We start from the raw sequence: 20,616 nt of genomic DNA on the forward strand, positions 1-20,616 counted from the left end.
TGCGGGACGCTCCCGCTGCCGCTCAAAGGGCCTCCAGCGCATCCCTGAGCCTTTGCAGTAGGGTCACGTCGGGGTCTGTGGTGGTGAGCGGCCAGGGCGGGGTGGGGGACGGCGCCTCGCCGTCGGCCGCGGGTGCGGCCGGCGTGGCACTGCCCGGGTCGTCCGGTGGGGCGTGCCCCGGGTGGGCGGCCGGGGCGAGGGCCGGGCCGGTCGGCGTCGGTGGTCCTCCGGCCGGGCCGGGCCGCGCTGTCGATATGAGGCCCGCTGCCGCCAGGCGGCGTACGTCGACCAGGGTGTGGAAGGCGGGGCGTCCCAGGGCCAGGGAGATCTCGGCGGCCGTGCGAAAACCGTTGACCTGGCCGAGCACGGCTCCCTGGCGGGCCGGGACCGGTGGTACGTCGAGGCTGGCCGCCCTGATCAGCGGGGCGTCGTCCATGGCCGGGTCGGGCCAGATGCGGTGCAGGAGGGCCCGGCGGCGCAGCGCCTCGCGCTCCACGGTGGCCACCGGCACCGGGCGGATCGTCCCGAGCCAGTGCGCGGCCCCGGGACGGAAACTGGCCGGCGCGCTGCTCGGACCGAGCACGAAGTACGCCGCGTCGAAGAGCGCCCCCGCGTGACACAGCTCCAGCGCGCCCCGCGCGACCCGGCCGCTGTCCACGAGGAACCGCCCGACCCGCAGCCCGGCCCCGGCCGTGTCGACCGCCTCCCGCCAGCCGTCGGTGTCCAGGATGCCGCCGGTGGTGAGCAGCACGTCGAGGCCCGGGGACCGGGGGCTCTCGGCGTGCACGACCGCACCCTCGGACAGATACAGCGAACCGCTCTCGCGCAGCAGCACCCCGGTGGCCCGCTCGGCGGCGAGCCGGCTCAGCAGCGGGAGGACGGCGTGCCGCGCCTGCTCGTCACGCACGGGCAGCGAGGGCGCCGGTGTGGTGATCACACTCATGCCAGCACCAGCCGTCCCGCCATCTCGCCGAGCCGGATCCGGGCCAGCGCCAGATTGCCGTCCGTACGGGCCAGCCACAGATGCAGGAACACACTGCTGTCGAACGTCGTCCGCACGAACCGCAGCACGTGGTACGTGTCCCGGTTGCTGACGATCAGGTCCTCGACCGGCAGATCCGCCCCGGACCAGTCCGACCCCTCCTCCGGTGCGAACGCCCGGTGTTCCGCCGCGAGCCGTGCCAGTTCCGCCGCCTCCGCCGCGGTCGTCTCGTGGTCACCGCCGGGGGCCTCCCCGACCGTGCCCAGCGCCAGCCCGCTGGTCCAGTCGACCACCGCGGCGCCCAGCGCACCGGGCAGCCTCATGGCCTCCACCAGACACTCGTCGATTCCGGGCACCGTGGCTCCCCTCCTGCCTGCGGTTCGGCTGAGTGACGCAGACGCTACGCAACGTGTGCGCGAGGGGTGAGGGATCTGGCATTTTCCAGCGGAACATGCGGACAGGTGACTAAGGTGGGTCGAATTGCCTGCTTTTCACCGCTGTTGGGCCCCGGAAGACACAAGGGCACGCTGAGGTGGGCATATGCGGGCACCCCGCATGCCCGGGCACGGACGAAGCGCCGGGCGGCGATCCTTCCGGGGGGCTTGAGGGGCGTGTGGATGGGGGCACATGCCGCCACCGGGCGCCCCAGCTCTTCCGGGGGCGCGGGGAACCACGCGAGCAGCCACAACCAACCCGCGGCCGCCGTACGGCGGTTCCCCCCGAGCTACGAGGCGACTCACAGCCCCAGCAGCCCCGCCCTCTCGGCGCCCCCCGCCTCAGCCACGATCTCCTCCGCGGTCTGCGCCCCGCGCACCACCGCGAACCGCATCCCCCTCTCCCCGGGCGCGTACCCGTAGATCCCGGGCCGGGGCAGGGAGTTGTACGCGTAGTGGTGCGCGAAGTAATACGCGCCGGTGTCCAACGCGGCCGCGGCATCCCCCGGCTCGAACAACGGCAGCGAACGCCCCTCCGCCAGCAGGTCCCCAGCGAAACAGGCGGGCCCCGCCACGTCCTGCACCACCGCGGGCCCCTCCTTCACACGCCCCTTCGCGTCGTACGCGGCGATCCGCAGTGGCCAGGACCCGGGCGCGTACACCGTCCGGGTCGCCACCTGCACCCCGGCATGGGTGACCGCGATGGCCCGGCCGCCCGCCTGCTTGGTGTACTCCACGCGGGCGAGAATCGTCCCGTTCTTCGCGAGCAGCGACCGCCCGAACTCGGTGACCAGCCCGTACCGCCCGCCGAACAACCCCGGCACCGCCTCCGCCAGCAACCGCGCGTACTGCTCGTACGTCGGTGTCGCCGCCTCCGACGCGAAGTTCACCGGCAGCCCGCCGCCGATGTCGATCGTGTCGATCTGCCGCCGCCCGATCCGCCGGTTGATCTCCTCCGCCAGCTCGTACGTCTCGGTGATCCCCCGTGTCATCAGCGACAACGGCAGCCCCTGCGACCCGGCGTGCGCGTGCAGCCGGCTCAGCCAGGGCCGGTCCAGATACGCCTGGACGACCCACTCCCGCGCACCCTCGTCCCGGAGCGCCACCCCGAACTTCGACGTGGCCGTCGCCGTGGACAGCGCGCCGATCGAACCGCCGCCGACCTGCGGGTTCACCCGGATACCGATCGGCGAGCGGGTGGTGGCCGACCGGACGAGCGCGTCGATACGGTCCAGCTCCTGCGGATTGTCCGCGTTCACCGCGATGCCCAGCGCCAGCGCCTCGCGCAGCTCGGCCGGGGTCTTGGCGGGCGAGTCGAGCACGGTCCGCTTCGGCGACACCCCGGCCGCCCGCGCCAGGGCCAGCTCCCCGGCGCTCGCCACCTCCGCGCCGATCCCCGCCTCGCGCAGCAGCCGCAGCACCGGCACGAGCGGTGTCGCCTTGACCGCGAACGCGTGCAGCACGGGCGTGCCAGGCGCCGTCACCGCGTCGAACGCCCTCCGCAGCGCCCCCGCCGAGGCCCGGATCCCGGTGACGTCGAGGAGCCCGACCACCGGGGCGCTGGGACCGAGCAGCCCCTGCTCCACCGCCGCCCGCACAGCCTCGTCCCGCCGGGCGGCCCGCTCGCCGTCCGTGTCGAACAGCCGCAGCGTGCGCTCGCTGTCCCCCTCGTCCTGCGGGTGGGCGCGGCCCCCGGCCGCCCCCTCCGCGCCAGTCCCGTTCGTCACGTCTCCCATCTCTTCCCCCGTTGTCCGTCGATGGCCGAACCCTTGCGGCCACTGTGTCCAGCCAAACACCCGCGGCGCGCCGTCGCTGGCCGTACGGCCGTATTGACTAGCTCTATTCACCGAGCCAGGATGTGAATAGTTGCTGTAAAGCGAGGAGGCAGACCGTGTCAGGACCCCGCCCCGTCCGAGCACCACGAGGTACGGAACTCAGCACCCTGGGCTGGCAGCAGGAAGCCGCGCTGCGCATGCTCCAGAACAACCTCGACCCCGAGGTCGCCGAGCACCCCGACAAGCTCGTCGTCTACGGCGGCACGGGCAAGGCCGCCCGTGACTGGCGCTCCTTCGACGCCATGGTCCGCACCCTGCAGACCCTCAAGCAGGACGAGACCATGCTCGTCCAGTCCGGCCGCCCGGTCGGCGTCATGCAGACCCACGAGTGGGCGCCTCGCGTCCTCATCGCCAACTCCAACCTGGTCGGCGACTGGGCCAACTGGGAGGAGTTCCGCCGCCTGGAACAGCTCGGCCTCACCATGTACGGCCAGATGACCGCCGGCTCCTGGATCTACATCGGCACCCAGGGCATCCTCCAGGGCACCTACGAGACCTTCGCCGCCGTCGCCGCCAAGAAGTTCGGCGGCACCCTCGCCGGGACCATCACCCTCACCGCCGGCCTCGGCGGCATGGGCGGCGCCCAGCCCCTCGCCGTCACCATGAACGACGGCGTCGCCCTCTGTATCGACTGCGACCCCCGCGCCATCGAACGCCGCATCGAGCACCGGTACCTCGACGTGCGGGCCGACTCGCTCGACCACGCCCTCCAGCTGGCGGTGGAGGCCCGTGACGCCCGCCGTCCCCTCTCCATCGGCGTCCTCGGCAACGCCGCCGACCTCGTCCCCCAGCTCCTCGCGATGAGCGCCCCCATCGACATCGTCACCGACCAGACCTCCGCCCATGATCCGCTGGCGTACCTGCCGGTCGGCGTGGACTTCGACGACATGGCGTCGTACGCGGCGAAGGACCCGGCGGGCTTCACCACCCGCGCCCGCGAGTCGATGGCCAGGCATGTCGCGGCCATGGTCGGCTTCCTGGACGCCGGCGCGGAGGTTTTCGACTACGGCAACTCCATCCGGGGCGAGGCCCAACTCGCCGGGTACGAGCGGGCGTTCGCCTTCCCCGGTTTCGTCCCCGCTTACATCCGGCCCCTGTTCTGCGAGGGCAAGGGCCCCTTCCGGTGGGCGGCCCTGTCCGGCGACCCCGCCGACATCGCCAGGACCGACCGGGCGATCCTCGACCTCTTCCCCGAGAACGAGTCCCTCCACCGCTGGATCAAGATGGCGGGGGAGAGGGTCCACTTCCAGGGCCTGCCCGCGCGTATCTGCTGGCTCGGCTACGGCGAGCGGGACCGGGCCGGGGAGCGCTTCAACGACATGGTGGCCTCCGGGGAGCTGGCGGCGCCGCTCGCGATCGGGCGTGACCACCTCGACTGCGGCTCCGTCGCCTCCCCCTATCGCGAGACCGAGGCCATGCTCGACGGCTCCGACGCGATCGCCGACTGGCCGCTGCTGAACGCGATGGTGAACGTGGCCTCGGGAGCGTCCTGGGTGTCCCTCCACCACGGGGGCGGTGTGGGCATGGGCCGGTCCATCCACGCCGGTCAGGTGACCGTGGCCGACGGCACGAAGCTCGGCGGGGAGAAGATCCGCCGGGTGCTGACCAACGACCCCGGGATGGGTGTGATCCGCCACGTCGACGCGGGCTACGACATCGCGGAGTCCGTCGCCGACGACCGGGGTGTGCGGGTGCCGATGCGTGAGGGTGGCGGCGCGTGACCCGGAGCGAGGGCGGGCGTAGCGGCGACTCCCCGGTGGGGGCTGGGGCTTCGTCGCCGTCCGAGGCTCCGACTGTGCCCACCCGTTCCGCCCTGCGGGACGCCTGCCCACAGCCCGCACAAGGGACCGGCCGGGCCGACGGCCCACAGTCTGTAGAGGGGGCCGGTCGGGCTGGTGGGCTACGGCCTGGGGAGGGCAGCGGTCATGCTGATGGGGTGCAGTCTGTGGAGGGGACCAGTCGGCCTGACTGCCCACAGCCTGTGGAAGGGACCGCACACAAACCTGGGCGTCCGCCCATCACCCGGGGTGCCTCCTTCCACGAGATGTGGCGGGAGCTCCGGCCCATCGGGCGGCACCCCGAGTCCGGTGGGTACCGGCGGTTCGCCTGGACCGCCGCCGACGCGGACTGCCGGGCCTGGTTCGAGGAGCAGGCCAGGGAGCGGGGGCTGGAGTACGAGGTCGACCGGAACGGGAACCAGTGGGCCTGGCTCGGGGATCCCGCTGCCGGGGACGCCGTCGTCACCGGGTCGCACCTCGACTCCGTGCCCGACGGCGGGGCCTTCGACGGCCCCCTCGGTGTCGTGTCCTCCTTCGCCGCGCTCGACGAACTCCGCGCCCGGGGCACTCGCTTCGACAAACCCTTCGCCATCGTCAACTTCGGTGATGAGGAGGGCGCGCGGTTCGGGCTGGCCTGCGTCGGGTCCCGGCTGGCTGCCGGAGAGCTGACCGTCGAGCAGGCGGGGCGGCTGACCGACGCGGACGGGATCACGTTGCCGCAGGCCATGGAGGCGGCCGGGTACGACCCGGAGGCCATCGGGCCGGATCCGGAGCGGCTCGCGCGGATCGGGGCGTTCGTCGAACTGCATGTCGAGCAGGGGCGGGCGCTGGACCTGTCGGGAGACGCCGTCGGCATCGCCAGTGCCATCTGGCCGCACGGGCGGTGGCGGTTCGACTTCCGGGGCGAGGCCAACCACGCCGGCACGACCCGGCTCGTCGACCGCCGGGACCCCATGCTGTCGTACGCGGAGACCGTGCTCGCCGCCCGGCGCGAGGCACGCCTCGCCGGCGCCGTCGCCACTTTCGGCAAGATCTCGGTCGAGCCGAACGGGGTGAACGCCATCCCCTCCCTCGTGCGCGGCTGGCTCGATTCCCGCGCTGAGGACCAGAAGACCCTGGACACCGTCGTCGGGGCCATCGAGGAGGCGGCCCGTGACTACGCCCGGGAGCACGGGATCGCACTCGATGTCGTCCGGGAGTCCTTCACCCCCGTCGTGGAGTTCGAGCACGCGCTGCGGGACGAGATCGCCCGCATCCTGGGCCGGGACACGGCCGATCTGAAGGTGCCGGTACTCGGCACCGGGGCCGGACACGACGCCGGGATCCTCTCCGGGAGCGTCCCGACCGCCATGCTGTTCGTGCGCAACCCCACGGGCGTCTCGCACTCCCCGGCCGAGCACGCCGCCGAGGACGACTGCCTGGCCGGGGTGATCGCGCTCGCCGACGTACTGGAAGGGCTGGCCCACAGGTGACGGAGACGACCTACTGGCTCGAACACGCCTGGCTCGGCACGAACGTCGAGCCCGGCGTGACCCTCACGGTGACCACCGACGGCTCCGACGGCCGCATCACTGCCGTGCGCACCGAGACGCCCACCCCGCCCCCGGGCGCGGTCGTCCTGCGCGGCCTCACCCTGCCCGGCCTCGCCAACGCCCACAGCCACGCCTTCCACCGGGCCCTGCGCGCCACCGTGCAGGTCGGCTCGGGGACCTTCTGGACCTGGCGCGAGGTCATGTACCGGGTGGCGGACCGGCTGACCCCGGACACGTACCACGCCCTCGCCCGCGCGGTGTACGCGGAGATGGCCCTGGCCGGCATCACCGCCGTCGGCGAGTTCCACTATGTGCACCACGCGCCCGGCGGCACCCCGTACGCCGACCCGAACGCCATGGGCGAGGCGCTCATCGAGGCCGCCGCCGAGGCGGGCATCCGGGTCACCCTCCTCGACACGGTCTACCTCTCCGCCGGCTTCGGACAGGCGCCCGACCACCACCAGCTCCGCTTCTCCGACGGGACGGCGGAGGCCTGGGCGGAACGCTGTTCAGTTCTCAAGGACCGGGATCACGCGCGGATCGGTGCGGCGGTCCACTCCGTACGGGCCGTGCCGGCCGGGCAGTTGGCGACGGTGGCCCGGTGGGCCGAGGAGCGGCGGGCCCCGCTGCATGTGCACCTGTCGGAGCAGACGGCGGAGAACGACGCCTGCCGCGAGGCACACGGCCGCACCCCCGCCCAACTCCTCGCCGAGCACGGCGTGCTGGGCCCGCGCACCACCGGCGTCCACAACACCCACCTCACCGACGAGGACATCGCCCTCATCGGTGGCAGCGGCACCGGCACCTGCATGTGCCCCACGACGGAACGCGACCTCGCGGACGGCATCGGCCCCGCCATCGCCCTCCAGCGGGCCGGCTCCCCGCTCTCCCTCGGCTCCGACAGCCACGCCGTCATCGATCTGCTCGAAGAGGCGCGCGCGATGGAGCTGAACGAGCGGCTCCGCACCCGAACACGAGGTCACTGGACGGCGGCGGCCCTTCTGCGGGCGGCCTCGGCCGACGGCCACGCGGCGATCGGCTGGGACGACGCCGGTGCCCTGGAGACGGGCGCGCTCGCCGACTTCACGACGATCGCGCTCGACTCGGTCAGGACAGCGGGACCGCTTCCACGACTGGGCGCGGAGACGGCTGTATTCGCCGCGTCGGCAGCAGACGTGTCGCACACGGTCGTGGGTGGTCGGCACGTCGTACGGGACGGGGCGCACGCTCTCGTACCGGATGTGCCGAGAGCCCTCGCGGACGCCGTCGCAGCCCTGCGCGCATGACCCGCGATCCCACGAACGATCGCCCCGCACCCGCACCCGCACCCGAATCCGAGCCCGCACCCCACCCGACCGCCGAGAAGGCCACCGAGGACGCCATGAGCAGCCCGACGACCGTCAGCCCCGCCAGCTCAGCGAGCACCGCCAGCACGCTCATCACCAACATCGCTGCCCTGGTCACCAACGACCCCTCCCTCGGCGACGGATCCCCCCTCGGACTGATCCAGGACGCGGCCGTCGTCATCAACGGTGAACGCATCGCGTGGACCGGTGACCAAAGCAAAGCACCCGCCACTGACAATCGGGTCGACGCAGGTGGGAGGGCGGTGATCCCCGGCTTCGTCGACTCCCACTCCCACCTCGTCTTCGCGGGCGACCGGACCGCCGAGTTCAACGCCCGGATGTCCGGCCGGGCCTACAGCGCGGGCGGCATCCGCACGACCGTCGCCGCCACCCGCGCCGCCACCGACGAGGAACTGGAGGCCAACCTCACCCGTTACCTCCGCGAGGCCCTCCGCCAGGGCACGACGACCTTCGAGACGAAGTCCGGCTACGGCCTGACGGTCGAGGACGAGGCGAGGGCCCTGCGCATCGCCGCCGCCCACACCGACGAGGTCACCTACCTCGGCGCCCACATCGTCCCGCCCGACCACGCCGAGGACCCCGCTGGTCCCTCGGAGTACGTCGCCCTCGTCACCGGCGAGATGCTCGACGCCTGCGCCCCGTACGCCCGTTGGATCGACGTCTTCTGCGAGAAGGGCGCCTTCGACGGCGACCAGGCCCGCGCCATCCTCACGGCCGGCAAGGCCAAGGGCCTGCACCCGCGCATCCACGCCAACCAGCTCTCGTACGGCCCGGGCGTGCAGCTCGCGGTCGAGGTGGACGCGGCGAGCGCCGACCACTGCACCCACCTCACCGACGCCGACGTGGACGCCCTCGCCCACAGCGACACGGTCGCCACGCTCCTCCCCGGCGCGGAGTTCTCCACCCGCGCGGAGTGGCCGGACGCCCGCCGTCTCCTGGACGCGGGCGTCACCGTGGCCCTCTCGACGGACTGCAACCCGGGGTCGTCCTTCACCTCGTCCGTCCCGTTCTGTGTCGCGCTCGCCGTGCGGGACATGGGGATGACGCCGGACGAAGCGCTCTGGTCGGCCACGGCGGGGGGCGCGCGGGCGCTGCGCCGCGACGACATCGGCCGCCTCACGCCGGGCGCGTACGCCGATCTCGCGCTGCTGGACGCGCCCAGCCATGTCCACCTCGCCTACCGGCCGGGCGTTCCCCTGGTCACGGGGGTGTGGCGCAGGGGCGTACGCGTGGTCTGACCGGGACTCAGGACCGGGGCGTCTCAGGCGTGGACCGGGACTCAGGACCGGGTCGTCTCAGGCGTGGACCGGGACTCAGGACCGGGTCGTCTCAGGCGTGGACGGGCCCCGCCCCCGCCCTCCACCGTTGCCCGTCGCGCCCCGTGGCCTTGGCGAAGGCGACGGAGCCGAGCGCGTCCGGGGTCACGGCGTGCCCCGGCGCGATCGCCGGGCGGATCATCCCCCGGGAGTCGACCTCGAACGTCAGGTTCTCGCCGTTGTCCCCGTCGAGCGAGTCGCAGTCCCAGATGCCCACACCGTCGTCGGTCGCCCCCCGGCTGTCGAGGCACAGGTCGGGATCGGCGAACGACTGGAGGGCGTTCCGGTGGGAGTCGACGCGCCACCGCTGGGTGGCGCGCGAGGAGCAGGTGGCCGTGACGACGTCTGTGCCCTTCTCCAACTCGCCCCGGATGTCCAGGCACAGGCCCGAGGCGACGTTCACCACCTGGGTGTAGCCACCGTTCAGCGGCGGCCCGTACGGCAGCTCGGGTGTCGGGCGGCCCGGTTTCGACGGGCTCGGACTCGGGCTCTTGGTCGGCTTCTCCGGGGGCTTCGAGGGGCTCTTGGTGCGCGAAGGGGTCGGGGACGGCGTCGGGCTCGGCGGGGGCGTCGGCGTCACGGACACCGAGGGCGGGGGCGCGGGCGTGGCGCCGGAGCCCGCCGCGTCGTCGGACGACGACGAGTCGCCCGTGCCCGAGAACACCAGGAACGCCAGCAGCGGTGCCAGGGTCACGCCCAGAGCCACCGAGGTCAGCATGAACCGACGGGACCGCGGCCACCCGGCTTTCAGCGTCCTGTCTTCACTACCGTCACCGCCACCGGCACCAGCACCGCCGCCGGCCGCGCTCCCGGCCGCCGCCGGCACTCCGGCCCTGGCCCCCGCCAGGCCCACGGCTTCCGCCCCGGCCCGGACGCCGACGCCGACTTCGGCGCCGGTTTCTCCCCACGCCTCCGCCCCGGCCACCGCACCGAACGGCGTCTCGGCCTTGCCCCCGTCCACCGCACGACCCTTGCGGCCGGAGCCGGAGCCGGAGCCGGAGCCGGAGCCGGAGCCGGAGCCGAACTCCGTCCAAGCCCCAACCGCCGAGCCTCCCCCTCCCCCTCCCCCTCCCCCTCCCCCTGCCCCTGCCCCTGCCCCTGCCCCGGCGCCGGGCCCCGCGAAGTTGTCCCCGAAGTCCTGCCCGAAGTCCTGCCCGAAGTCCTCCCCGAGGCCGGCCCCGAAGTCCTCCGCCCCTGCCACCCCGGCCCCAGGACCGCGCCCGCCCCGGGCACCCGCCCGACCCTCCGTGCCGGCTCCGCCCCGCGCCGCCGGCTCCTCGCGCGCGTACGCCCTGCCACCCCACGGCAGCAGCCCCTCCGCGAGCGTCGCGCGCGGGCTGTCACGCAGGGCGCAGAGCTCCTCGTACGCGCCGGTGCAGTGGGTGCAGTGCGCCATGTGGCTCTGCAGATCCGTGCTGTGGCGAGGGGTGTCCGGGCGTACGGACTCCTCGATCAGGCGCCGGAAGTCCTGGCAGCGCGGGTCCTCGGAAGCGGCGAGGCGGACCTTGAGGCAGGCCTGGCGCAGTAGGTGGAGCGCGGACTCCAGCTTGTACGTCACGTCGTCGGGGGTGAGCCCGAGGAGGACGGCCGTACGGTCGTCGGGCTCGCGCTCCACGACGCCGTACCAGATGAGGCCCTGGGCGCGGGCCGGCAGGGATTCGAACGCCGCGAGCAGGGGCGGGACGGGGCCCTCGGGGCCCGCCGTGCGCAGCACGAGGAGCAGGGCCGCATCGAGGCCGGAGGCGTGGTGGTCCGTGGCCCAGCGGGCGGACACCCGGGCGGTCAGCAGGAGCAGTTGGTGGCGCCAGGGGACGGTCGGCTCGCTGCCGCGTGCCGTCTCCCGGGCGGCGGTGGTGAACACCTGGGACGCCAGCTGCCGGGCCGAGGACTCGCTCGCGGCACACAGCCGTGCGTAGGCGAGGACCGACGGATGATGGCGTTCACGCAGTTCGCGCAGTGCCGAGTACGCGATGGGTGTATCGGCGCGTAACAGCGTGGTGAGGCGCGCGTCGGACGTGTCCGCGTGCCGGTGCTCCGGCGCGTCGCCGGGGCGTGCGCGTGACGCGCCGGTGTTCCGGTGGTCCTCATGGCTGTCGTCGTCGCCGGGGCGCTCGTCCCGAGCCCGAGCCATCCTCGTGCCTCCTCGCACCCCCGTGTACGCCCGTCGGCCTCTGGCACACCGAACAGTCTGGCGCGTGACCATAGTGGCGGAAGGTGAACCGTGGGGAAGGGGTTTCTTGCGGTAAGGGGGCGAGACAGGGGGCGGGCCGGGAGCAGTTCGGCCGGGTACGGGAGGAGTTACGACACTCCTCCCGTACCCGGCCGACTTGTGTCACTGCCGACGCCATCGTCACCGATGTCGTCGGCGAGCCGCCCTCACCGATGTCGTCGGCTCAGGCGTCACCGATGTCCTCGGCTCCGGCGCCGCTCACTCCTCCAGCGTCAGTCCCTTGCGCAGCCGCACCAGCGTGCGGGACAGCAGTCGGGAGACGTGCATCTGGGAGATGCCCAGCTCGTCCCCGATCTCGGACTGCGTCATGCCGGCCACGAACCGCAGGGACAGGATCTTCCGGTCACGCGGCGCCAGTTCGGCGATCAGCGGCTTCAGGGACTCGACGTACTCGATGCCTTCGAGCCCGTGGTCCTCGTAGCCGATCCGGTCCGCCAGGGCGCCCTCGGAGTCGTCCTCCTCGGGCTGGGCGTCCAGCGACGAGGCGGTGTACGCGTTCGACGCCGCCATGCCCTCGACGACCTCGTCGTTCGTCAGGCCGAGGCGCTCCGCCAACTCTCCCACTGTCGGAGCGCGATCGAGCTTCTGGGCGAGCTCGTCACCGGCCTTGGCCAGGTCGAGCCGGAGTTCCTGAAGTCTGCGTGGCACGCGCACGGACCAGCTCGTGTCACGGAAGAAACGCTTGATCTCGCCGACGATCGTCGGCATCGCGAAGGTGGGGAACTCGACGCCCCGGCTCAGTTCGAAGCGGTCGATCGCCTTGATCAGGCCGATCGTGCCGACCTGGATGATGTCCTCCATGGGTTCGCTGCGCGAGCGGAACCGGGAGGCGGCGAACTTCACCAGAGCCAGGTTGAGTTCGACCAGGGTGTTGCGCACGTACGAGTACTCGTACGTGCCTTCCTCAAGGGACTCCAGCCGCTCGAAGAGGGTCTTGGACAGGGCCCGTGCGTCCACCGGCCCCACCTCGTCGAACGGGGGGATCTCCGGAAGGTCGGCGAGCGCGTCGCCCGGATCGTGGGCGAGGTCGTCCCGCGTGTCTTCCGGGGCGGATGCCGACGTCGCCTTCTGGGTATGCGATTCGTCGAGCCGGGGTGACATGATGCCTCCATCGTTCTCGGCATATGGCCGCCGATGCCAATACGTGCACTGCGGTGTGCGGCGCCTCCAAAGCCGGCCGTGTCGATTGGTGTCACTACTAGCCCTACCCGGTTTCACGACGTCGTCGCAAGTGCCTCCTGTGGCGAAATGTCCATTTGTGGGCGATTGTTCAGGTGTCGGAGAGTGTGGAGAAGGCGTAGTGTTCGAGGGCGAGTCAGCAGTCACGACGGTCGGGAGAGAGACGGCATGGACCGTGGGACGGTCGGCAGCGCACAGTCGGGCCGACTACGGGTCGAGGTGCGGGAAGAGGGCCCCAGTGCCGTCGTGACCCCGGCGGGTGAGCTCGATCACCACACCGCCGATCTGTTGCGTGAGCCACTGGAGAGCTGCCTGGAGAAGGGCTTCGCGCGATTGGTGGTGGACTGCTCACGGCTGGAGTTCTGCGACTCCACCGGGCTGAACGTCCTGTTGGGCGTCCGGCTCAGGGCGGAGGCCGCGGGCGGCGGGGTCCATCTGGCGGGGATGCTCCCGGCGGTGGCGCGGGTGTTCGAGATCACCGGGGCGGACGCGGTGTTCACCGTCCACGACACCCTCGAGGCGGCCCTGGGCGACCAGTGAGGCGGCCGAGGGTGACCGTGCCGTGGCCGACCCGGCCATGGCCCTCCTCACGGGAGGCCGTTCGAACGGTCTCCGCCGGACCGTTTCGAACGGTCCCCGCCGGACCGTTCGGAGTCCTCGGACCGGTCGCCCGCCCTCGGGCCCGTCCCCCAGATGCCCCACCCCTACCGGCGGGTTATTCGCGTCACAGGTTCTGTGCCGAAAACGTGGGTGTTCTCACGGTTCGCTCGGGCAGGAGACATCCTGAACGTGTCGGCAGCGGCCCGGAGACGCTCGGTGACGGCGGCGCGTACAGAGGCGGCGCCGACGGCAGAGGTCCCGGAGCGGTCCCGGCGGGAGCTCGGCAGAGGCTTGGCACAGGCTTGGCGGTACGACGCAAGCGCGGTAGCGCGGAAGTACGGATGGCATACGGATGGCATACGGATGACAGCAGAAAACGGCACGCGCCGCGGGTCATCGTCCCGCACCCTTGATGAGTCCTGAATCGTGAACTGGTGAATCGGTGAGGTGAAGCGCTGATGAGCACCACCCGGCCTTTCTCGCCGGGCGACCGCGGCCCGGAACCGGGTGCCGGCGGCGCTTCCGGGGCACCCGGCGAGGATCCGCCCGCGGCATCCACCGCGAGTCGCCAGTCCCGTCGGCTGAGCTTCGAGGGGGAGAGCGGTGTGGTGCCGCTCGCCCGTGACTTCACCCGGCAGGCGCTGTACGCGTGGGGGTGGTTGCCGGCCGCGACCGCGGATCAGCGGGCGGCGGCGGAGGATGTGCTGTTGGTGGTGTCCGAGTTGGTCACCAACGCGTGTCTCCACGCGGGAGGCCCGGCCGAGTTGTGGATCCGGTGCGACAACAAGGTCCTGCGGATCGAGGTGACCGACCGGGGGGCGGGCAATCCGGAGCCGCGTACGCCTCACCGGGCGGGGCGTCCGGGCGGGCACGGGATGTTCATCGTGCAGCGGCTCTGTCTGGACTGGGGGGTCGTACGGACACCGGGGGCGGCCGGGAAGACCGTGTGGGCCGAGTTGGGGGCACCCGCGTAGACGCTCCGCCGGGTGAGCCGAGAACCACCGTGGTCGCGGTGCGGCGTTCAGCAGCCGGCGGTATTCGGGCTCGGAGCCGAGCCCCATTCATCGACACACATCCGACACTTACGTGTGTCTTCCCTCTCCAAGAGCCCCGGCGTACCTTGAGCGGCCGATCTGATGTTCCGTCAGAATGTGGGGTGCCGAGGTGTCGTACCGGACGTACCAGAAACGAACCGCCGCGCTCGCGTCCCTCGTGGCGCTGGCCGGCTCGGCGGTGCTGATGGCCGCCCCGGTGGCCCATGCCGAGGTCGTGGACGTGGAGTACAACTGCAAGACGCCCATCGGGGACAAGTCCGCGGTGTCTCCCATCGACATCAAGGGCGTCGAAAGCGGCGACGGCTACCGGATCACGATGTCGTGGCAGAAGGGCGTGTCGTCCAGCCCGGTCGAGCTGGGCAAGGGCGCGATGACGCCGAGTGCCACGATCGAGCTGGGCGGGGCCGAGAGCGGGACGCTCACGGTGACGGGGCCGGCGAACGAGGAGGCGATCCCGGCCAACACGCCCATCAAGATCAACGACCTGAGCGGTACGTACACCCCGAAGGAGACCGGCAAGGTCGACTTCACCGCCGGTGTGCTCACCATCAAGGCCCTCGGGACGGTGACGACCTGCACGCCGGGGAACGATCCCGGGCCCTCGTTGACGCTGGACGTGACGGCCGCGGGCGGAAGTGCCTCGGGCGGTACGGGAGGCGGCTCCGACACGGGCGATACAGGCGGTACGGGTGGGTCGGGCGGCTCGGACGGTTCCGGGGGCGAGCTTCCGCAGACCGGGCCCCTGGACTCGGCGGTCGCGCTCGGCACGCTCGGCGGCACGGTGCTGCTCGCCGGGGCCGCCGGGGTGCTGTGGGTGACGCGCAGGAATCAGGCCGTACGTCGCTGACGGGAGCGGTGACGTGATCGAAGGACGGCGGTTCCCCGCGTCGGCGGTGGTGTTCGCGTTCACGGTCGTGCTCGCGCTGACCGTGGTGCTCGTGTCGCCGTTCGCGGACGGGTCCGCCCGGGCCGCGGACAAGCCGACCGTGAAGCTCTCCAAGTCACAGGCGGGGACCGGCGGTTCGGTCACCGTGACCGGCGGTGGCTGGCGGCCGAAGGCGATCCTGATGGTCCTGGTCTGCGGGCAGTCCGACCCGTCGCGTGGGGTGCCCGGCGGCACGGACTCCTGTGCCAACGCCGACGGACGGGCCGTGACCGCCGACGACGAGGGCGAGTTCCGCCGGGAACTGCCGGTGGCCGAGCCGCCGGTGCCGTGTCCGTGCGTCGTGCACGTCAGCACCATCACGGGTCCGAAGGCGGAGGCTGACGCGGTCCTCCAGGTCGCCGGGCACTCGGTCGAGCCGTTGCCCCGGGAGGCGGACGGCGGACGGCTCTCCCTCCTGGCGGACAGCCGTCTTGAGGGCTCCGGCGGGCTGTTGACCTGGTTCGGGGCGCCGCCCGCCCGCGAGCTGGTCCTCACCGTCGGCAACGTCGGCACCTCCCCGGTCGAGAACCCCGTCTTCCAGGTCGGCACCTCCCACGGCGTGTACGCGCCACGGTGGGAGGAACAGCGCTGGCGCGGCACGATCCAGCCCGGCCGCGAGGCCCGCGTCACCCTGCCCGTGGAGCTCGCGGCCGGGGCCCACGGCGACTACACCGTCTCCCTCAAGTACGGCGGCAAGGTCCTCGCCGAACAGCCGTGGGGCGTGGGCCGCCCCTGGGGCGTCACCCTCTTCTGGCTGATGCTCTGCGCCGTCGTACCGGCCGCGCTGTTCCGGACCGGGATGGCGGTGGTGGACCGGGTACGGCCGGGAGGGGGCACGGCCGAGCGGCGCGGGCGGAGGATGCCCGGACTTCCCGTGTGGGTACCGAGGCCGGGCACCTCGACCGCCGCGCACGCGCAACCCCGTACGCCGTCCCGATCGCGTACGACGTCGGCCCTGCCGTGGTTCACACCGGACACCGATCCGGGCGGGACGCCCGCCGCGCGGCTCTCCGCAGGCGGGGAGGACTCCCCGTGAGGGCGGCGGGAGGACTGCCCGCGCGTGGCACGGGGAAGGGCCGCCGCACCCGGGGGTGCGGCGGCCCTTCCCGCGAACCGTAAGGCGCCGGTCTCAGTTGACGTCGCCCGTGAGGGCCCTGACCTTCTTGCGGTACATGTGGATCGCGAAGCCGGCGAGGATGGCGAGGGTGGCCTCGACGGCGACCATCCCGGTGCCGCTGAGGTCGAAGCCGCCGACGGCCGGGTTGGAGAGCAGACCGGTGATCGAGTCGCCCGCGGTGACGGCGAGGAACCACACGCCCATCATCTGGCTGGCGTACTTGGCCGGGGCCATCTTCGTCGTGACCGACAGGCCGACCGGGGAGAGGCACAGTTCACCGACGGTCTGGATGAAGTAGATGCCCACCAGCCACATCGGGCTGGCCAGGGTGCCGTCCGCCGCCATGCCCAGCGGGATCAGGAAGAAGAAGAACGAGACACCGATGAGCACCAGGGCCATCGCGAACTTCACGGCCGTGCCGGGCTCCCGGCCCTGACGGTTCAGCCACAGCCACAGCCAGGCGAAGACCGGGGCCAGCGCCATGATGAACAGCGGGTTCAGCGACTGGTACCAGGAGGTCGGGAAGGCGAAGCCGAACAGCGAGCCGGCCACCTTCTCGTCGTTCGAGCCGAACGCCTGGACCGTGGACGCGCCCTGGTCGTAGATCATCCAGAACACGGCGGCGGCGACGAAGAACCAGATGTAGCCGGTCATCTTCGACTGCTCGGCCGTGGTCAGTTCGTTGTCCCGCTTGATGCGCAGCAGCACACCGGCCGGGACGACCAGACCGATGACGGTCAGCGGGATCATCGCCCAGTTCAGGGTGAAGTGGCCGCTGAGGCCCACGGCGCCGTAGAAGACGGCCGCGACGGCCAGCCAGAGCAGGCCCTTGCGCAGCCACGCGGCACGCTCCTCGGCGGCCAGCGGCTTGGGGACGACGTCGCTCCTCGGGCTCAGGGTCCGGCTGCCGGCGAGGAAGGCCGCGAGACCGATGGCCATGCCGACGGCGGCCAGGCCGAAGCCGAGGTGCCAGTTGACCTCCTGGCCCACGGTGCCGATCGCCAGCGGCGCGAAGAAGGCACCCGCGTTGATGCCCATGTAGAAGATCGTGAAGCCGCCGTCGCGCCGCGGGTCTCCGGGGCCGTCGTACAGGTGGCCCACCATTGTGGAGATGTTGGCCTTCAGCAGACCGGAGCCGGCCGCGACCAGCGCCAGGCCGGCGAAGAACGGGGCCTGGCCGCCGGGCAGGGCGAGCACCAGATGGCCGCACATGATCGTGACCGCGGCGATCGCCACCGTCTTGCGGGGGCCCCAGACCCGGTCGCCGAGCCAGCCGCCGGGCATCGCGAGCAGGTACACCATCGCCGAGTAGACGGCGACGATCGTGGTGGTGGTGGCCAGGTCCATGGCCAGGCCGCCGCCCATGCTCCCCTTGCCGGCGTCGGGACCGCCGGAGAGCAGATAGACGGTGAGGAGGGCCTTCATGCCGTAGTAGGAGAACCGCTCCCACATCTCGGTCATGAAGAGAGTGGCCAGTCCGCGGGGGTGGCCGAAGAAGGTGCCACCGGCGGGGGTTCCCCGGGCCGGGTCCTTCGTCAGGCTGGACGCCATGGTCGTTCCTTGCAGGTCGGGACGCAGCACGTGGGGGTGCGCGCCCGGTGGAGGGGGAGGCCGGGAGACGTGCCCCGGCCACAGGCCAGTCCACACACAAAAGAGACCTTCAGCGCGGATATGCCGCCAAAGGTCCCCACGTGCAGCTAAAGGCGTTCCGTCACCATACGTCAGAAGACTGCGGAAAAAGAAAGAGCTTGAGAGGTGAATCACAGGTAAGAAGGGGCTTGAGATCGCACATTCGAAGGTACAGCACCGCATCGCGGATGTGGACGCAGGGCGTGACCGCGGGGATGGCGGCGCGGTGGGGGCCGTGTTCACGGGATCAGCGCGCGATCCGCACCGTATCCGGGCCTCGCCTTCACGCCCCGCGCGGACCTTCGCCGGGGGCGGGACGAAACGCCCACCGGAGTCGATCATGCCCGGTGGAGGTAAGACAGCGGTGGGACAAAGGTGTGAATCGCGCTTGCCGATCACCCTCCACCTGCGGTTCTCGGCGGACTACCATCACCCCATGACCCGTGTACTGCTCGCCGAGGACGACGCGTCCATCTCGGAGCCGTTGGCTCGCGCACTGCGCCGGGAAGGGTACGAGGTGGAGGTCCGTGAGGACGGACCCACCGCGCTGGACGCCGGAATGCAGGGCGGAATCGACCTGGTCGTCCTGGATCTGGGGCTGCCCGGCATGGACGGCCTGGAGGTCGCCCGCCGGCTGCGCGCCGAGGGCCACGCCATCCCGATCCTCATCCTGACCGCGCGCGCCGACGAGGTGGACACCGTCGTGGGCCTCGACGCGGGTGCCGACGACTACGTCACCAAGCCCTTCCGGCTGGCCGAGCTGCTCGCCCGTGTCCGGGCGCTGCTCCGGCGCGGCGCCACGGAGCCGGCGCAGCCGGCCGCCACCCATGGGGTGCGGATCGACGTCGAGTCGCACCGGGCGTGGATGGGGGACGAGGAGCTTCAGCTCACCGCCAAGGAGTTCGACCTGCTGCGGGTGCTCGTGCGCGACGCGGGACGGGTCGTCACGCGCGACCAGCTGATGCGCGAGGTCTGGGACACGACGTGGTGGTCCTCGACGAAGACGCTGGACATGCACATCTCCTGGCTGCGGAAGAAGCTGGGCGACGACGCGGCGAATCCGCGGTACATCGCGACGGTACGAGGGGTCGGGTTCCGGTTCGAGAAGAACTGAGCGGGGTGGTGAGGCGGGGCGCCTGACAGCTCTGGGCGTGTGTGGTGTGGCGGCCGCGAGTGATTCGTGGCTGGTCGCGCAGTTCCCCGCGCCCCTTTCGGGGCTTCGCCCCCGTTCCGGGTGGTGCTGGTGAGCGACATCGCCCCCCGCCCAGCGGCAGGCGCCTGGTGGCGCACAATCGAAGGTCCCAGAACAACCCCGCCCCGCCCGGAGGGCAACCGTGCGTCGCCGTCTCATCCAGTCCACCCTCGCCGTGGTCCTCGTGGTCATCGCGGTCTTCGGCGTCTCCCTCGTCATCGTCGAGACCCGCACGATCGGCAACAGCGCCCAGGAACGCGTGGAGTCCGAGGCCGTCCAGCTCACGAGCATCGTGGACAGCCGCATCATCGGCGACGAACGCATCACCGCCGAGGTCCTCAGGGACCAGGTCGGCGACGAGCGCTACGCCCGTATCGAGATCCCGGGCCAGCCCACGATCGAGATCGGCGAGAAGCCCGTCGGTGACGTCATCAGCCACGAGGCCAAGGGCGAGAAGGACGAGGTCGTCACGGTCGAGGAGTCCCGCTCGGCGGTCAGCCGCGAGGTCGGCCGTACGCTGCTGATCATCGCGGCGGTCGCCCTGCTCGCCGTCATCGCCGCCGTCCTCCTCGCCGTACGCCAGGCCAACCGCCTCGCCTCCCCCCTCACCGACCTCGCCGAGACCGCCGAACGGCTCGGCTCCGGAGACCCGCGCCCCCGCCACAAGAGATACGGCGTCCCGGAGCTGGACCGGGTCGCGGACGTGCTGGACTCCTCCGCCGAGCGCATCGGCCGCATGCTGACCGCCGAGCGGCGCCTCGCGGCGGACGCCTCCCACCAGCTGCGTACGCCGCTGACCGCGCTGTCGATGCGGCTGGAGGAGATCACCCTCACCGACGACCTCGCCACGGTGAAGGAGGAGGCGCACATCGCGCTCACGCAGGTCGAACGCCTCACGGACGTCGTGGAACGGCTCCTCACCAACTCCCGCGACCCCCGTAACGGCTCCGCCGTCTCCTTCGAGCTCGACGAGGTCATCAAGCAGCAGCTGGAGGAGTGGCGGCCGGCCTACCGCAGCGCCGGGCGCGCGGTCGTCAGCTCGGGCAAGCGGCATCTCCAGGCCGTGGGGACGCCGGGCGCGGTCGCGCAGGTGCTGGCCGCGCTGATCGAGAACTCGCTCATGCACGGCGGCGGCACGGTGGCGTTGCGTACGCGGGTCACCGGCAACCAGGCGGTGATCGAGGTCACCGACGAGGGGCCCGGTGTTCCCGCCGACCTCGGGGCGCGGATCTTCGAGCGGGCGATCAGCGGGCGCAACTCGACGGGCATCGGGCTGGCCGTGGCGCGGGACCTCGCGGAGGCCGACGGGGGGCGGCTGGAGATGCTCCAGGCGCAGCCGCCGGTGTTCGGGTTGTTCCTGTCGCGTACGCCCGTGAGGACGCCGTCGAGTGACGACCGGCCGGTTCGGTAGGGGTGCGCGTCCGCCGCTGAAGGGCGTTCTCGGG

The 20,616-nt window shown here is 72.0% G+C and carries 16 protein-coding genes; 10 read left to right on the top strand and 6 right to left on the bottom strand.

Going from position 1 to position 20,616, the window contains the following annotated elements; genetic code table 11:
• Nucleotides 1–22: 22 nt before the first annotated feature.
• The 3 genes from ACWD26_RS35000 to ACWD26_RS35010 form a co-directional block, all read right to left on the bottom strand.
• The gene (locus tag ACWD26_RS35000) at nucleotides 23–943 is read right to left on the bottom strand and encodes a hypothetical protein (RefSeq protein ID WP_451276167.1); all 921 of its coding nucleotides are present in this window, start codon (nucleotides 941–943) and stop codon (nucleotides 23–25) included.
• Nucleotides 940–1,338 (bottom strand): hypothetical protein, encoded by a 399-nt coding sequence (locus ACWD26_RS35005; protein WP_009327980.1) that lies wholly within the window; start codon nucleotides 1,336–1,338, stop codon nucleotides 940–942. Before ACWD26_RS35005 ends, ACWD26_RS35000 begins: the two co-directional genes overlap by 4 nt.
• Before the next feature lie 380 nt (nucleotides 1,339–1,718).
• Nucleotides 1,719–3,152, bottom strand: a complete 1,434-nt coding sequence (locus ACWD26_RS35010; RefSeq protein ID WP_451276170.1) for a diaminopimelate decarboxylase — start codon at nucleotides 3,150–3,152, stop codon at nucleotides 1,719–1,721.
• 155 nt (nucleotides 3,153–3,307) lie between these two features.
• On the opposite strand from ACWD26_RS35010, the gene hutU reads away from it, so the two are divergent.
• From hutU to hutI, 4 genes are all read left to right on the top strand, one after another.
• The gene (gene hutU / locus ACWD26_RS35015) at nucleotides 3,308–4,972 is read left to right on the top strand and encodes a urocanate hydratase (RefSeq protein WP_451276172.1); all 1,665 of its coding nucleotides are present in this window, start codon (nucleotides 3,308–3,310) and stop codon (nucleotides 4,970–4,972) included.
• A gap of 323 nt (nucleotides 4,973–5,295) precedes the next feature.
• Nucleotides 5,296–6,501 (top strand): allantoate amidohydrolase, encoded by a 1,206-nt coding sequence (locus ACWD26_RS35020; protein WP_451276174.1) that lies wholly within the window; start codon nucleotides 5,296–5,298, stop codon nucleotides 6,499–6,501.
• Nucleotides 6,498–7,847: a formimidoylglutamate deiminase gene (locus tag ACWD26_RS35025; protein WP_451276176.1), complete on the top strand. Its 1,350-nt coding sequence runs from the start codon at nucleotides 6,498–6,500 to the stop codon at nucleotides 7,845–7,847. Before ACWD26_RS35020 ends, ACWD26_RS35025 begins: the two co-directional genes overlap by 4 nt.
• Complete coding sequence (gene hutI / locus ACWD26_RS35030) at nucleotides 7,844–9,166, top strand: imidazolonepropionase (protein WP_451276178.1); 1,323 nt, start codon at nucleotides 7,844–7,846, stop codon at nucleotides 9,164–9,166. Before ACWD26_RS35025 ends, hutI begins: the two co-directional genes overlap by 4 nt.
• Nucleotides 9,167–9,257: 91 nt before the next feature.
• On the opposite strand, the gene ACWD26_RS35035 is transcribed toward hutI, so the two are convergent.
• Together ACWD26_RS35035 and ACWD26_RS35040 are read right to left on the bottom strand one after the other, a co-directional pair.
• Nucleotides 9,258–11,375, bottom strand: a complete 2,118-nt coding sequence (locus ACWD26_RS35035) for a ricin-type beta-trefoil lectin domain protein (RefSeq protein ID WP_451276180.1) — start codon at nucleotides 11,373–11,375, stop codon at nucleotides 9,258–9,260.
• A gap of 297 nt (nucleotides 11,376–11,672) precedes the next feature.
• Complete coding sequence (locus ACWD26_RS35040; protein WP_451276182.1) at nucleotides 11,673–12,575, bottom strand: RNA polymerase sigma factor SigF; 903 nt, start codon at nucleotides 12,573–12,575, stop codon at nucleotides 11,673–11,675.
• A 246-nt stretch (nucleotides 12,576–12,821) separates the two neighbouring features.
• On the opposite strand from ACWD26_RS35040, the gene ACWD26_RS35045 reads away from it, so the two are divergent.
• The 4 genes from ACWD26_RS35045 to ACWD26_RS35060 all read left to right on the top strand — a co-directional run bounded on the left by ACWD26_RS35045 (nucleotide 12,822) and on the right by ACWD26_RS35060 (nucleotide 16,269).
• Complete coding sequence (locus tag ACWD26_RS35045; RefSeq protein WP_451276184.1) at nucleotides 12,822–13,193, top strand: STAS domain-containing protein; 372 nt, start codon at nucleotides 12,822–12,824, stop codon at nucleotides 13,191–13,193.
• A gap of 518 nt (nucleotides 13,194–13,711) precedes the next feature.
• The gene (locus tag ACWD26_RS35050) at nucleotides 13,712–14,227 is read left to right on the top strand and encodes an ATP-binding protein (RefSeq protein WP_451276185.1); all 516 of its coding nucleotides are present in this window, start codon (nucleotides 13,712–13,714) and stop codon (nucleotides 14,225–14,227) included.
• A 175-nt stretch (nucleotides 14,228–14,402) separates the two neighbouring features.
• Nucleotides 14,403–15,155 (top strand): LPXTG cell wall anchor domain-containing protein, encoded by a 753-nt coding sequence (locus tag ACWD26_RS35055; RefSeq protein WP_451276187.1) that lies wholly within the window; start codon nucleotides 14,403–14,405, stop codon nucleotides 15,153–15,155.
• A 67-nt stretch (nucleotides 15,156–15,222) separates the two neighbouring features.
• Nucleotides 15,223–16,269, top strand: a complete 1,047-nt coding sequence (locus tag ACWD26_RS35060; RefSeq protein ID WP_451276223.1) for a hypothetical protein — start codon at nucleotides 15,223–15,225, stop codon at nucleotides 16,267–16,269.
• Nucleotides 16,270–16,362: 93 nt separating this feature from the next.
• On the opposite strand, the gene ACWD26_RS35065 is transcribed toward ACWD26_RS35060, so the two are convergent.
• On the bottom strand, nucleotides 16,363–17,901 hold the full coding sequence (locus ACWD26_RS35065) for a peptide MFS transporter (protein ID WP_451276189.1): 1,539 nt from the start codon (nucleotides 17,899–17,901) through the stop codon (nucleotides 16,363–16,365).
• A gap of 514 nt (nucleotides 17,902–18,415) precedes the next feature.
• Between ACWD26_RS35065 and ACWD26_RS35070 the strand changes: the two genes are divergently transcribed.
• Both ACWD26_RS35070 and ACWD26_RS35075 read left to right on the top strand, forming a co-directional pair.
• Complete coding sequence (locus ACWD26_RS35070; RefSeq protein WP_451276191.1) at nucleotides 18,416–19,093, top strand: response regulator transcription factor; 678 nt, start codon at nucleotides 18,416–18,418, stop codon at nucleotides 19,091–19,093.
• Nucleotides 19,094–19,313: 220 nt separating this feature from the next.
• Entirely contained in the window at nucleotides 19,314–20,582 is a 1,269-nt protein-coding gene (locus tag ACWD26_RS35075; protein WP_451276193.1) for an ATP-binding protein, read from the top strand.
• Nucleotides 20,583–20,616: the final 34 nt, after the last annotated feature.

Source organism: Streptomyces sp. NPDC002787 (genome assembly GCF_053592095.1).

Coding starts and splice junctions, on each gene's coding strand:
- ACWD26_RS35035 (WP_451276180.1), bottom strand. CDS start 11,375: ATGGCTCGGGCTCGGGACGAGCGCCCCGGCGACGACGACAGCCATGAG.
- ACWD26_RS35065 (WP_451276189.1), bottom strand. CDS start 17,901: ATGGCGTCCAGCCTGACGAAGGACCCGGCCCGGGGAACCCCCGCCGGT.
- ACWD26_RS35010 (WP_451276170.1), bottom strand. CDS start 3,152: ATGGGAGACGTGACGAACGGGACTGGCGCGGAGGGGGCGGCCGGGGGC.
- hutI (WP_451276178.1), top strand. CDS start 7,844: ATGACCCGCGATCCCACGAACGATCGCCCCGCACCCGCACCCGCACCC.
- ACWD26_RS35070 (WP_451276191.1), top strand. CDS start 18,416: ATGACCCGTGTACTGCTCGCCGAGGACGACGCGTCCATCTCGGAGCCG.
- ACWD26_RS35045 (WP_451276184.1), top strand. CDS start 12,822: ATGGACCGTGGGACGGTCGGCAGCGCACAGTCGGGCCGACTACGGGTC.
- ACWD26_RS35040 (WP_451276182.1), bottom strand. CDS start 12,575: ATGTCACCCCGGCTCGACGAATCGCATACCCAGAAGGCGACGTCGGCA.
- ACWD26_RS35020 (WP_451276174.1), top strand. CDS start 5,296: ATGTGGCGGGAGCTCCGGCCCATCGGGCGGCACCCCGAGTCCGGTGGG.
- ACWD26_RS35055 (WP_451276187.1), top strand. CDS start 14,403: ATGTGGGGTGCCGAGGTGTCGTACCGGACGTACCAGAAACGAACCGCC.
- ACWD26_RS35000 (WP_451276167.1), bottom strand. CDS start 943: ATGAGTGTGATCACCACACCGGCGCCCTCGCTGCCCGTGCGTGACGAG.
- ACWD26_RS35050 (WP_451276185.1), top strand. CDS start 13,712: ATGAGCACCACCCGGCCTTTCTCGCCGGGCGACCGCGGCCCGGAACCG.